This window comes from Variovorax sp. GrIS 2.14, from assembly GCF_046115955.1.
Taxonomy (GTDB): domain Bacteria; phylum Pseudomonadota; class Gammaproteobacteria; order Burkholderiales; family Burkholderiaceae_C; genus Variovorax.
In genome coordinates this window covers 1-12,777 of sequence record NZ_JBJXIA010000011.1, presented here as the reverse complement: position 1 = coordinate 12,777, position 12,777 = coordinate 1, and the positions used below count along the sequence as shown (strand labels likewise).

12 protein-coding genes are annotated in these 12,777 nt (G+C 61.6%); 2 read left to right on the top strand and 10 right to left on the bottom strand.

Annotated features, from left to right (window positions below):
* Positions 1-18: 18 nt before the first annotated feature.
* The 6 genes from RCH10_RS17545 to RCH10_RS17520 all read right to left on the bottom strand — a co-directional run bounded on the left by RCH10_RS17545 (position 19) and on the right by RCH10_RS17520 (position 4,332).
* A complete protein-coding gene (locus tag RCH10_RS17545) occupies positions 19-648 on the bottom strand; it encodes a 3'-5' exonuclease (RefSeq protein ID WP_409053386.1) in 630 nt (209 codons plus the stop codon).
* Positions 645-821 carry a hypothetical protein gene (locus RCH10_RS17540; protein ID WP_409053385.1) on the bottom strand — a complete coding sequence of 59 codons (177 nt, stop codon included), beginning with the start codon at positions 819-821 and terminating at the stop codon, positions 645-647. The genes RCH10_RS17545 and RCH10_RS17540 overlap by 4 nt, the downstream gene beginning before the upstream one ends.
* A 7-nt stretch (positions 822-828) precedes the next feature.
* Positions 829-1,326, bottom strand: a complete 498-nt coding sequence (locus tag RCH10_RS17535) for a GNAT family N-acetyltransferase (RefSeq protein ID WP_409053384.1) — start codon at positions 1,324-1,326, stop codon at positions 829-831.
* 23 nt (positions 1,327-1,349) lie between these two features.
* Positions 1,350-2,237, bottom strand: coding sequence for an S-formylglutathione hydrolase (fghA, locus tag RCH10_RS17530; protein WP_409053383.1), 888 nt, complete (start codon positions 2,235-2,237; stop codon positions 1,350-1,352).
* Positions 2,234-3,136, bottom strand: coding sequence for an alpha/beta fold hydrolase (locus RCH10_RS17525; RefSeq protein ID WP_409053517.1), 903 nt, complete (start codon positions 3,134-3,136; stop codon positions 2,234-2,236). Before RCH10_RS17525 ends, fghA begins: the two co-directional genes overlap by 4 nt.
* A 77-nt stretch (positions 3,137-3,213) precedes the next feature.
* Positions 3,214-4,332: an S-(hydroxymethyl)glutathione dehydrogenase/class III alcohol dehydrogenase gene (locus tag RCH10_RS17520; RefSeq protein ID WP_409053382.1), complete on the bottom strand. Its 1,119-nt coding sequence runs from the start codon at positions 4,330-4,332 to the stop codon at positions 3,214-3,216.
* Positions 4,333-4,431: 99 nt separating this feature from the next.
* Between RCH10_RS17520 and aroQ the strand changes: the two genes are divergently transcribed.
* Together aroQ and RCH10_RS17510 are read left to right on the top strand one after the other, a co-directional pair.
* Positions 4,432-4,881: a type II 3-dehydroquinate dehydratase gene (gene aroQ / locus RCH10_RS17515; RefSeq protein WP_409053516.1), complete on the top strand. Its 450-nt coding sequence runs from the start codon at positions 4,432-4,434 to the stop codon at positions 4,879-4,881.
* A 120-nt stretch (positions 4,882-5,001) separates the two neighbouring features.
* Complete coding sequence (locus RCH10_RS17510; RefSeq protein ID WP_409053381.1) at positions 5,002-5,370, top strand: hypothetical protein; 369 nt, start codon at positions 5,002-5,004, stop codon at positions 5,368-5,370.
* 947 nt (positions 5,371-6,317) lie between these two features.
* Here RCH10_RS17510 and RCH10_RS17505 read toward each other — a convergent pair.
* The 4 genes from RCH10_RS17505 to dnaJ form a co-directional block, all read right to left on the bottom strand.
* Positions 6,318-7,859, bottom strand: a complete 1,542-nt coding sequence (locus RCH10_RS17505) for a SpoVR family protein (RefSeq protein ID WP_323497330.1) — start codon at positions 7,857-7,859, stop codon at positions 6,318-6,320.
* Positions 7,856-9,148 (bottom strand): YeaH/YhbH family protein, encoded by a 1,293-nt coding sequence (locus RCH10_RS17500; protein WP_409053380.1) that lies wholly within the window; start codon positions 9,146-9,148, stop codon positions 7,856-7,858. Before RCH10_RS17500 ends, RCH10_RS17505 begins: the two co-directional genes overlap by 4 nt.
* Before the next feature lie 36 nt (positions 9,149-9,184).
* Positions 9,185-11,107, bottom strand: a complete 1,923-nt coding sequence (locus RCH10_RS17495) for a PrkA family serine protein kinase (RefSeq protein ID WP_323497328.1) — start codon at positions 11,105-11,107, stop codon at positions 9,185-9,187.
* A 309-nt stretch (positions 11,108-11,416) separates the two neighbouring features.
* Positions 11,417-12,553: a molecular chaperone DnaJ gene (gene dnaJ / locus RCH10_RS17490; RefSeq protein WP_323497327.1), complete on the bottom strand. Its 1,137-nt coding sequence runs from the start codon at positions 12,551-12,553 to the stop codon at positions 11,417-11,419.
* Between the last annotated feature and the right edge of the window lie 224 nt (positions 12,554-12,777).

Here is a 12,777-nt window from a genome sequence, read left to right as displayed (position 1 = left end):
TCACCGTCACCGTCACCGTCACGGGCGCTGTCGCAAGCCCAGCGCGTCGTACACACGGATCGATGCATACGCGTCGTTCGCAGCGTAGCGAATCTGCGAATCGGTCAGTTGCTTGTTCGCCCAGTTCGACGTCGTCGCCTTGCGTGACTTCATGAAGCGTCGGTCGAACACCAGCGCGACGGCCGTCTTCACGCCAACCGATTTCCTATACCCGCGCCGCCGAAATTCGTTGTCGATGTCGAACACTGCGCGCGGCTCGGTGCCGAGGCGATTGCGGATCAGTGTGAGATCGGTCGACAGGCCGAACCCGACCTTCAGCAACGCCGTTGAGTCGATGAGCATCTGCATTGTCGGGATGCAGTCGGTGCGATGCAACTGGAACAGATAGGCGGTCGTCATTGTCGAGAACTGGACGAGGTGGGGGCCGGTGTTGACTTCGTTCTTCGCGAAGGTGGGCTTGGATTCGGTATCGAATCCGACGATGCGCGCGGCCAGCAAATCTGCTGCTGCACGGGCCGCATCGTCGACCGTTCCGACCACCACGATGTCTTGCAGGTCGAGTCCGTCGAAGGGCGCCAGTAGCGCGATCTGCTCGCGCTCGGGCAACTCCGAGATCGGCAGGACGTGAGGGTGTTGGACGTCGATCAACGGGCGGATCCTTTCTTTTTCTTTGGCGGGGGCTGCGCTGATTTCACGCGGGATGGCTTGCCCGATCGTACGACCGCCTCCCATGCGAGCCTCCCACAGCGAAACATGCGGCGCGCCTGGATGCGGCCGAGCTTTTCGAACACTTCGGGCAGGCTTTCGGCGAGACCGCTCATGGTCTGTTCATGGCCGGTTCATCGAGCGCCCAATGCGCGGTGCCCAGTGGTAGACCACGCGCTCGCGGCCGTTGGACGGATGCCGATCGACCACGCCGCGCTCCAGTCCGTAGCGCTCGTAGAAACGTTGCGCCGCAATGTTGGCTGTGGCGACGTGCAGCCTCCAGCCTGTCGGCATGCGCACGCATGCTTCATCGAGCAGTGACTGGCCCAGCCCTTCGCGTTGCAGGTGCGGCTCGATGAACAGCTGCGCCACATAGTTGCGCTGCGCAAGCACCATCATGAAGCCGACGATCTGTTCGTCGCGCTCGGCGAGCAGCACATCGGCCGGCGGCACGAACTCGGCCTGTACGCGAGACAGCCAAAGCCCGATCGGCGCCACCGTCTTTTCGCCACGCTGTGCCGAGATCCACGCGCGCCGCCAGATGCCGGCGAGCACTGCGTTTTCACCCGGTGCGTAGTCGCGCGGTCGAAGACGGAGCGTGGGTGTCTCTGAGGTGGACATGGGTGACGTCAGAGCAAATCGGCTCAGGCCCGCAAGCTGCGTGCGTGGTGCGCGAGGTGGTCTTCGATGAAGCTTTGAATGAAGTAGTAGCCATGGTCGTAGCCTTTGTGGCGGCGCAAGTCGAGCGGCTGCCCGGCATCGGCGCATGCGGCTTCGAACAGGTGCGGATGCAATTGATCAGTCAGGAATTTGTCGGCCAGGCCCTGGTCGATCAGGATGCCGTCCGGGTACGGCGCTTTCTCTTTTGCGCCGGCCAGCGCTTCCATCAGCTCGGTAGCGTCGTGCGAAGACCATGTCTCGCGGCTGCTGCCGAGATAGCCGGTGAAAGCCTTTTCGCCCCATGGGCAACGGCTCGGCGCGCAGATCGGTGCCAGCGCCGACAGCGACTTGAACACGCCCGGATGCCGCAATGCCAGCGTGAGTGCGCCATGGCCGCCCATCGAGTGGCCGAAGATGCCGATGCGCTCGCCGTCGATCGGCTGCGTCAGGGTGATGAGTGGAAGCAACTCGTTGATGAGGTAGCTCTCCATGCGCCAGTGCGTCGACCAAGGTGCTTCGGTCGCATCGAGATAGAAGCCGGCGCCCACGCCGAAGTCCCAGCTTGCACTATCACCTTCGACGTTGGCGCCACGCGGGCTGGTGTCCGGCGCGATCAATGCGATGCCGAGTTCAGCTGCCATGCGCTGCGCGCCGGCCTTGACCATGAATGTTTCTTCATTGCAGGTGAGGCCGGCGAGGTACATCACCGCGGGCACCTTGCCGTGGTTCGAATGCGGCGGCAGGAAGATCGAGAAACGCATCGCCAAGCCGATTTCTGTCGATGCGTGTTCATAGAAGCGCTGTGTGCCGCCGAAGCAGCGGTGTTCGGACAGGTTGCGCAGCGCTGAAGCAGAGTGGGTCGAGTCGTTCATGAATGGAGGTTGGGCGTCAGTTCGAGTACGGCATCGGCGAATAAGCGCGGCACTTCTTGCGGCATGTTGTGGCCGACGCCCGGCACCAAGCGGTGCGAGCGCTGCCCGGTAAATTTGGCGGCGTGCGCCGAGGCATCGGCGGGCTCACGCACGCCATCGTCGATGCCGTCGAAGGTGATGGTCGGCACCGCGATCGGAGGCTGCGCTGCGAGTTGGCGTTCGATGTAGTCGTAAGCCGGATCGCCCGGCACCAGGCCGAAGCGATGCCGATACGAGTGGACCACGACGTCGACGAAATCAGGATGGTCGAACGCGGCCGCGCTGTGCTCGAAGGTCGCATCGTCGAAGGTCCAGGTCGGCGACCAGAGCTTCCACAACAGCCGCGTGATGCCGCGGCGGTCTTTTTCGAGCCCGGCACGACCGCGCTCGTTGTGAAAGTAGTACTGGTACCAATACCGATGTTCGTTCTCCGCTTTCTCAGGCTCCATGCCTTTGGCAATGTTCTGGATGTTGTAGCTGTTGAAGGAGACGAGGCCGGCGCAACGCTCAGGCCACAGCGCCGCGACGACGCACGCAGCGCGGCCGCCCCAGTCGTAGCCAGCGAGCACGGCGCGTGGAACGTGCAACGCGTTCATCAGCGCCAGCAGGTCGGCGCCTAACGCGGCTTGCTCACCCGATCGCGGTGTCGCCGCATCGAGAAAACGCGTGGCGCCGTAGCCGCGCAGGTACGGAACGATCACGCGGCAACCTGCGTCGGCCAGCATCGGTGCGACCTCGGCGTAAGTGTGAATGTCGTACGGAAAGCCGTGCATCAGGAACACCGGCGCTCCGTCGGCAGCGCCGGTTTCGAAGTAGGCAATGTCGAGTACTCCGGCCTCGATGTGCTTCAACGGATGCATGGGTCGGGCCACAGGGTTATCTCCGTTCTTGTCGCGGCGGGGTGCCAGTTGTCTTTCCAAACGGACACATGGGTGAGCTAGTACAGAACCACACCCCGAATCGACTCCCCGCTCTTCATCAGCTCGAAGCCCTTGTTGATGTCTTCGAGCGGCATGGTGTGAGTGATCAGGTCATCGATGTTGATCTTGTTCTCCATGTACCAGTCGACGATCTTCGGCACGTCTGTCCGTCCCCGCGCGCCGCCGAAGGCAGAGCCTTCCCACTTGCGCCCGGTGACCAGCTGGAACGGCCGCGTGCTGATCTCGGCGCCCGCTTCGGCCACGCCGATGATGATGCTGCGACCCCAGCCTTTGTGCGTGCACTCGAGCGCCTCACGCATCACCTTGGTGTTGCCGATGCACTCGAAGCTGTAGTCCGCGCCGCCGTCGGTCAGCTGAACGATGGCGTCGACGATGTTGCCGCCGGCCGCTTCGACGTCTTTCGGGTTCAGAAAGTGAGTCATGCCGAACTTGCGAGCCATCGCCTCGCGCTCCGGGTTCAGGTCGACGCCGATGATCTTGTCGGCGCCCACCATCTTGGCGCCCTGAATCACGTTCAGGCCGATGCCGCCCAAGCCGAACACGACGACATTGGCGCCAGCTTCCACCTTGGCCGTGAAGATCACGGCGCCGATGCCGGTGGTCACGCCGCAGCCGATGTAGCAGACCTTGTCGAACGGCGCGTCTTCGCGGATCTTCGCCAACGAAATCTCAGGCACGACCGTGTAGTTGCTGAAGGTCGAGGTGCCCATGTAGTGAAAGATCGGCTTGCCGTCCATGCTGAAGCGGCTCGTCGCATCGGGCATCAGGCCCTTGCCCTGCGTGGTGCGGATCTGCTGGCACAGGTTGGTCTTGCGCGACAGGCAGAACTTGCAGTGGCGGCACTCGGGCGTGTAGAGCGGGATGACGTGATCACCCTTTTTGAGCGTGGTCACGCCGGGGCCGACGTCGACCACGATGCCCGCGCCTTCATGGCCGAGGATTGCCGGGAAGATGCCTTCCGGGTCGGCACCCGACAGCGTGTAGTAGTCGGTGTGGCAGATGCCGGTGGCCTTGATCTCGACCAGCACTTCGCCGAATTTCGGGCCGTCGAGGTCGACAGTTTCGATTGTGAGCGGGGCTCCGGATTTCCAGGCGACGGCGGCTTTGGTTTTCATGTCAGAAGAAGAGAAGTGATCGAGATTGAGGAAGGAATTCGTGCGGATGCAATGAGGCAGCCGGTCACTATAAGATGCCCGCGACCGGAGCTGCATCCCATGAAAAAAATCCTCGTTTTGAACGGCCCCAATCTCAACTTGCTGGGCACGCGAGAGCCCGCGCAATATGGCTATGAAACGCTCGCCGATGTCGAGCGCATGTGCAAGGAAACGGGCGACAAGCTCGGCGTGGCGGTCGAGTGCCGCCAGTCCAATCATGAGGGCCAGCTGATCGACTGGATTCACGAGGCCGGCCGCGGAATTTCTGCTGGCAACATGATCGGCGTGGTGATGAATCCGGGTGCTTACACGCACACATCGATCGCGCTGCACGATGCCATCAAGGGCGCGAACGTGACCTTGATCGAGCTGCATATTTCGAACGTTCATGCGCGCGAGGAATTTCGCCATCACTCCTATATTTCACCGGCCGCCCGCGGGATCATCGTGGGGCTGGGCGTGAAAGGGTATCCCTTGGCGATCGAGGCGTTGGTCCGGCTGAACAGTTGAGCGCTCGAACCCTCGACACATTTAGAAACTTTTGTATCTGCTTGTGCCAAAGTGCACATGCGTTTTGAGAGAGGGCTGGCACCATCGAGTTTGAATTCGGAAACATTCCGGGACAAATTGATGACAACCCTATCCGACCGTGCATTGCTCGAACGCGCCCTGATCGCCATCGAAGAAGTATTGGCACGTGTAGACGGTGGGCCCGACGCGCGCCGCCCGGCATCCACTGCCGCCCAGCAAGCACTGACCATCTGCCTGACAGCCGCTGCAAATTTGGTCGACGCCGGCCAGACGCTGCTGCGCTCACCCGAAGACGATTCGTCCGATCAGCTCACCCAGGAGTGGCGGGTACTGATCTCGCACGTCAAGACCGCCAGCCGCTCGGCGCATCAGGCAGCGTTGGTGTTGTCTGCTGAGAAGAACCTGTCGTCCGCCCAGAGCGGCGGTGTTTTTATCGAAACTCCGCGCATCTGCCAGGTGGCGCACTGAATGGGCGTGACCTGTCCCGCATGCGGGACTGAAAACCGTTCAGTCGCGAAATTCTGCATCGAGTGCATCGAATCGCTGCCGACGGTTTTTGCGGCGACTGAAATATTGCCGCATATGCCGCACGCTGCGCATCGCGGCACGTTCCTCAGGGAGCCTGACATTCGCGCCGACGCTGCGCTGCCTCGGGCTTCCGGGTTTGTTGCAGCGACCGGTGCGATATCAGCCACGCCGGCCGCCTCCGCCACCTCCGCCGCCTCAGCCAACGCATCAGCGTCGCAGACACCTCCACTGTCGAGCGGTCCGCGACGCACCGTCGAAGGACGCAAGGGCCTGTGGGTCAGCGTGGCGGCCTTCGCGATCGCGCTCGTTATCGGCGCCGCCGGCTGGCTGGTCGCCGGTGCGGGTGGGTTGTACATCTACGCGTTCGGGCATTCGGGCGTGGGCGGAGAACCAGAGGTTGCGGTAGCGACTGCGCCGGTTGTGCCGCTGGCTCCGTTGTCTCCGTTGTCTCCGTTGTCTCCGTTGTCTCCGTTCAACCCCTTGACTCAGACGGAGCCAACGACCGCAACTCCTTCCGCTCAGGTCGTACCTCCAACCTCCGCTGTCGGTGCCGCTTCGGGCAACCGCGCAACATCCAGATCAGCAGTGACCACGACGCCGCCAGCCACAGCGGTTGCGCCCGCGGCGACCCGCACACCAGCCAAGGCGTCCGTGTCATTGACAGCGCCGGGCAGTCGGGCAAGCACCGCAACCGCGGCAACCGACCCTAAGGCGCAGTGCACCGGCCTGGGTTTTTTTGCAGCATCGAGGTGCATGGCAGCGCAATGTGCGAAGGCCGAGCACAGCGCGCACCCGGCCTGTACAGCGGTGCTTCAGCAACAACGTCTGATGGAAGAGAAGCGCAACCCGACGATGGCGAACTGAGCGGTCCGCCTGCGGGCTTCTTTTCAGGTCTGGCGAGGCGCGACGGCTTTCCAGCTGCGGCTCACTTTGCCCTGGCCGTCGACGCTCTCCAACTGGACGTCGAAACCCCACAGCCGCGCGACGTGCTTGAGCACTTCTTCGGCTCCGTCGTTCAGCGGCAAGCCATTGCGCTGCGTGTGGCGCAGGGTCAGTGACCGGTCGCCGCGGGTGTTCACGTTCCAGACCTGGATGTCCGGCTCGCGGCAGCTGATGTCGTACTGCCGCGCCAACGACTCACGCAGCGCTTGGTAGCCGCTGTCGTCGTGGATCGCGGCGACCTCGAGCTCGCTGTCTTTCTCATGATCGCGAATCGCGAAGAGGCGAAAGTCGCGCATCACCTTCGGGCTCAAGAACTGGCCGATGAAGCTCTCGTCCTTGAAGTTGCGCATCGCATAGTCGAGCGTCTTGACCCAGTCGCTGCCCGCGATGTCGGGGAACCAGCGACGGTCTTCTTCGGTCGGCTTCTCGCAGATGCGCCGCAGGTCTGTAAACATCGCGAAGCCGAGTGCATACGGGTTGATCCCGCTGTACGCACGGTGCCCGACCGGCGGTTGGTAGATCACGCCGGTGTGCGAACTCAGCCACTCGATCATGAACCCGTCGGCCAGCAAGCCGCGGTCGTACATGGTGTTGAGCAGGGTGTAGTGCCAGAAGGTGGCCCAGCCCTCGTTCATCACCTGCGTCTGACGCTGCGGATAGAAATACTGCGCGACCTTGCGAACGATGCGCACGACCTCGCGTTGCCATGGTTCCAGCAGCGCCGCGTTTTTCTCGATGAAGTACAGCAGATTTTCTTGCGGCTCGTCCGGGAAGCGCTTGGCGGCCGCCGCCTCCGCGGCCTGGCCTTCACGGCGCGGCAGCGTGCGCCACAGGTCGTTGATCTGCTGCTGCATGTGCTGCTCGCGCTCGGCGCGCTGCAGGCTCTCTTGCGCGAGCGAACGGCGTTGCGGGCGGCGATAACGATCCACACCGTAGTTCATCAGCGCATGGCAAGAGTCGAGCAGCTCTTCGACCGAGTCGACGCCATGACGCTGCTCGCATTCGGCGATGTAGTGCCGCGCGTAGACAAGGTAGTCGATGATGGACGACGCGTCGGTCCACATCCGGAACAGGTAGTTGCCCTTGAAGAAGCTGTTGTGTCCATATGCCGCATGCGCGATCACCAGGGCTTGCATCGCCATGGTGTTCTCTTCCATGAGATAGGCAATGCACGGGTCGGAGTTGATGACGATTTCGTACGCCAGCCCCATGTGGCCGCGGCGGTAGTTCTTCTCGGTGAGGATGAACTGCTTGCCGTACGACCAGTGCCGGTAGAGCATCGGCATGCCGACGCTGGAGTAGGCGTCCATCATCTGCTCTGAACTGATCACCTCGAGCTGGTTGGGGTACACGTCGAGCCCGTAGCCTCGCGCCGTGCGCGCGATCTCGGTGTGATAGAGCTCGATGAGCTCGAAGGTCCAGTCAGAAGGGCTCGGCAGCGGCTGGTCCGCGCGTTCGAGGTTGGGCTCGATCAGCAGGTCGGTCATCTGGCGATTCCTTCCTTCTTGAACAGTTCGCGAAAGACGGGATAGATGTCTTGCGCGTCAGCCACTTTGCGCATCGCGAAGTTGGGCCGCATGCCTTGCAGCTGCGTGTACTCCTGCCACAGGTTCTGCTCGGCCTGTGCCACTTGCACGTAGGCGTAGTAGCGCACCATCGGCAAGATCTTTTCGTCGAGCAATTGGCGGCAGCGCCCACTGTCCTGATGCCAGTTGTCGCCATCGCTTGCCTGCGCGCCATAGATATTCCACTCGCCGCTCGGGTAGCGCGCCCGAATGATTTCGTCCATCAGCACCAAAGCGCTCGACACGACCGTACCGCCCGTTTCGGTCGCATGAAAGAACTCGTCCTCGGACACTTCTTCGGCCTGCGTGTGATGCCGCAAAAAGACCAGATCAATCTTTTCGTAATGCCGCGTCAGGAACAAATAGAGCAGCATGAAGAAGCGCTTGGACATGTCCTTGCGCGATTCGTCCATCGAGCCCGAAACGTCCATCAAACAAAACATGACCGCCTTGGCACTCGGCACCGGCGTCTTTACGCGATTGCGGTAACGCAGGTCGATCGGGTCGATGTACGGCACATGACGCGCGGTACGGCGCAGCTCTTCGATTTGCGCTTCGATTTCTTCGATCTCTTTTTGCACCAGGGACGGTACCGCGTGCGGATGCGCCCGCAACGCCAACAAGTGCGCTTCGAGCCGGCGCAACTCTTTGCGTGGCTCGCCACCGAGCGCGATGCGGCGGGCGAGGGCGCCGCGCATGGAGCGCACGACATGCAGGTTGGTCGGTGAGCCGTCGCTGGTAAAGCCGGCGCGATGGCTCTTCCACTCCGGCACTTCGGCAATTTGCGTTCGGATCAGGTGCGGCAACGCCAGGTCTTCGAAGAACGCGTGCATGAATTCTTCGCGGGTAAGGCGGAACACGAAGTCGTCTTCGCCTTCGCCGCCGTCGCCCGCTTCACCGCTCCCACTGCCGCCGCCCGATTGGCCCGGCGGCCGCTTGATGCGATCACCCTTCAGGTACTCCTGATTGCCGGGGTGTACGTATTCGCGGTTGCCGCCTGGCGCATGCCCGAAGGCCGGCTCGGACACGTCGCGACGCGGCAGGGTGACGTCTTCACCCTGCGCAAGATCGCGGATGTTTCGGCCACTGACCGCCTTGCGCACGGCCTCCTGGATTTGCCCGCGATAACGCCGAAGGAAGCGCTCGCGATTGCCGATCGACTTGTTCTTTCCCGACAAACGCCGATCGATGATCTGCTGCAGGATGGCCACTGTTTCGCAACTCCTTGTGCGGTGAAATCGGGGACTCTAGGAACTCTTGCGTACCCTTAAATACCATTCGCACAGCAGCCGGACCTGCTTCGCGGTGTATCCCTTGGCCACCATGCGATCGACGAAGTCCTCGTGCTTCTTCTGCTCGTCTGCACTGCTCTTGGTGTTGAAGCTGATAACGGGCAAGAGTTCTTCGGTGTTGGAGAACATCTTCTTCTCGATGACCGCGCGCAGCTTTTCATAGCTGGTCCATGCCGGATTGCGCCCTGCATTGCCGGCCCGTGCACGCAGCACGAAGTTGACGATCTCGTTGCGGAAATCTTTCGGGTTGCCGATGCCGGCCGGCCGCTCGATCTTCTCGAGCTCGCCGTTGAGCGACGCACGATCGAACACTTCGCCCGTGTCGACGTCGCGGTACTCCTGGTCCTGAATCCAGTAGTCGGCGTAAGTCACGTAGCGGTCGAAGATGTTTTGCCCGTACTCGCTGTAGCTCTCGAGATACGCCGTCTGGATTTCCTTGCCGATGAACTCGGCATAGCGCGGTGCCAACAGCTCCTTGATATAGCTGATGTACTTTTGCTCGACCTCGGGTGCGAACTGTTCGCGCTCGATCTGTTGCTCGAGCACATACATCAAGTGCACCGGGTTGGCCGCGACTTCGGTGCTGTCGAAATTGAAGACCTTGGAGATGATCTTGAAGGCGAAGCGTGTCGACACGCCACTCATGCCTTCGTCGACACCGGCGTAGTCGCGGTACTCCTGCAACGACTTGGCCTTGGGGTCGGTGTCCTTCAGGTTGTCGCCGTCGTAGATCTGCATCTTGCTGAAGATGCTGGAGTTCTCGGGCTCTTTCAAGCGCGTGAGCACCGACAGCTGCGCCATCATTCGAAGCGTCCCTGGCGCGCAGGGCGCCGCAGCCAGCGACGAATTGCGCACGAGCTTTTCGTAGATCTTGATTTCTTCGGAGGCGCGCAGGCAGTAGGGCACCTTGACGATGTAGATCCGGTCGAGAAAAGCCTCGTTGTTCTTGTTGTTGCGGAAGGCCTTCCACTCGCTCTCGTTGCTGTGCGCCAGCACGATGCCGTCGAACGGAATAGCGCCGAAACCTTCAGTGCCCTTGAAGTTGCCTTCTTGCGTCGCGGTGAGCAGCGGATGCAGCACCTTGATGGGCGCCTTGAACATTTCCACGAACTCGAGCAGGCCCTGGTTGGCCAGGCACAGGCCGCCTGAATACGCGTACGCATCGGTGTCGTCCTGCGCGAATGTTTCGAGCTTGCGGATGTCTACCTTGCCCACCAATGACGAGATGTCCTGGTTGTTTTCGTCGCCTGGCTCGGTCTTGGCAACAGCCACTTGCCTCAGCACCGATGGGTACCGCTTGACCACCTTGAACTTACGGATGTCGCCACCGAATTCTTCGAGGCGCTTCACAGCCCACGGCGACAGGATGCGGTTCAGGTAGCGGCGCGGAATGCCGTATTCTTTTTCGAGGATCTCGCCGTCTTCGGCTGCATCGAAAAGGCCGAGCGGGGTCTCGTTGACTGGCGAGCCTTGAATGGCATAGAACGGCACGTGCTCCATGAGCTGCTTGAGCCGCTCTGCGATGGAACTCTTGCCGCCGCCAACGGGGCCGAGCAGGTACAGGATCTGCTTCTTTTCTTCGAGCCCTTGTGCGGCATGGCGGAAGTACGACACCACCTGCTCGATGGCCTCCTCCATGCCGTAGAACTCTTTGAAAGCCGGGTATATCTTCAGAACCTTGTTGGCAAAGATCCGCGACAGACGCGAGTCATTTCGCGTGTCGACCATCTCGGGCTCGCCGATCGCCTTGAGCATCCGCTCTGCGGCGGTGGCATACGCAACAGGCTCGCGTTTGCATATGTCGAGGTAGTCCGATAGCGAAAGGACTTCCTCGCGTGTGCGTTCGTAGCGGGCGGCATAACTGCTGATCACATCCATAGAACACCTCCATCGAGTGAGCGAAAACACTGCACGGACTTACCGTACTGCACATAACGCGTCAATCGGGCTACCGGTGGTCCGAAATGCGGGGCTGCGCAGAAAAAACTTCGTCGCCAAATCCGTTCAATTAGCTTAAAGCAAAGAGCGCGCCTGCAGTAGGCGGCCTTCGCAGACACCCTTTTTAAGAAGGTACTGTGTTGTGAAAAGTTCTTCGTTGGCGCAGGAGAGCGTCTCTGAAACGAGACAGCCTAGTTTGCTATGAGCACATAAAAAAAGCGGCCTCTGGGGCCGCTTGCTTCCGCTCGATTAACTAAAGAACTCCTTTGCCTTGTCGATCCAGCCCTTGTCTGTCGGGCTGTGCTTGTCGCCTCCGTTTTTGAGCGACTCGTCGAGCTCCTTGAGCAACTTGCGCTGGTGCTCGGTGAGCTTGACCGGCGTCTCGACACGCACATGGCAGTACAAGTCCCCCGGGTAACTGGAACGCACGCCCTTGATGCCCTTGCCGCGCAGCCGGAACTGCTTGCCGCTTTGCGTGCCGTCGGGGATATCGATGGCGGCTGCACCCTTCAAGGTCGGCACCTTGATCTCGCCGCCGAGCGCTGCCGTGGTCACCGCAACGGGCACGACGCAATGCAGGTCATCGCCATCGCGTTCGAAGAGCTCGTGCTTCTTCAAGCGGATCTCGATGTACAGGTCACCTGGCGGACCGCCGTTGGTGCCGGGCTCGCCGTTGCCGGTACTGCGGATGCGCATGCCGTCGTCGATCCCTGAAGGGATCTTGACCTCGAGCGTCTTGTTGTTCTTGATCTTGCCCTGGCCATGGCACACCGCACAGGGTTCCGGGATGAGCTTGCCCGTGCCGTGGCAGGTCGGGCAGGTTTGCTGCACGCTGAAAAAGCCTTGCCGCATCTGCACCGCGCCTGCTCCATGGCAGGTTGTGCACACGATCGGCTTGGTGCCGGCCTTGGCGCCGCTGCCATGGCAAGTGCCGCACTCGTCCCAGCTCGGGATGCGGATCTGGGCTTCCTTGCCTTCGGCTGCTTCTTCGAGAGTGACTTCCATGGCGTAGCTCAAGTCACCGCCGCGGAATACCTGGCGCCCGCCACTGGTGCGCCCACGCGCACCACCGAAGACGTCGCCAAAGATGTCGCCAAAGGCCTCTGCGAAGCCGCCGAAGCCTTCTGCGCCGGGACCGCCGCGCATGTTGGGGTCGACGCCGGCAAAACCGTGCTGGTCGTAGGCCGCGCGCTTCTGGCTGTCCGACAGCATTTCGTAGGCTTCCTTGACCTCCTTGAACTTGTCCTCGGCGGCCTTGGTGGTGTCGCCGTGATTTCGGTCAGGGTGGTGCTTCATCGCAAGCTTGCGATAAGACTTCTTGATTTCTTCCTCGCTGGCATTCTTGGGAACGCCGAGGGTTTCGTAGTAGTCGCGTTTGGTGGCCATGGGCGGAGTTCGCAGGGTTCGCGGGTTCGGTCGGTGCAGGCGGCTTGAAGCGGAAAAGGCTGGACCACCCGCAAAGGTGATCCAGCCCGGTTTCCGCGCAGATCAGGGCAACAAGATCAGCCCTTCTTCACTTCCTTGACTTCGGCGTCGACGACGTTGTCGTCGGCCGGCGCGCTTGCCGCTTGCGGGCCAGCCGCTGCGCCGCCGGCAGCACCGGCTGCGGC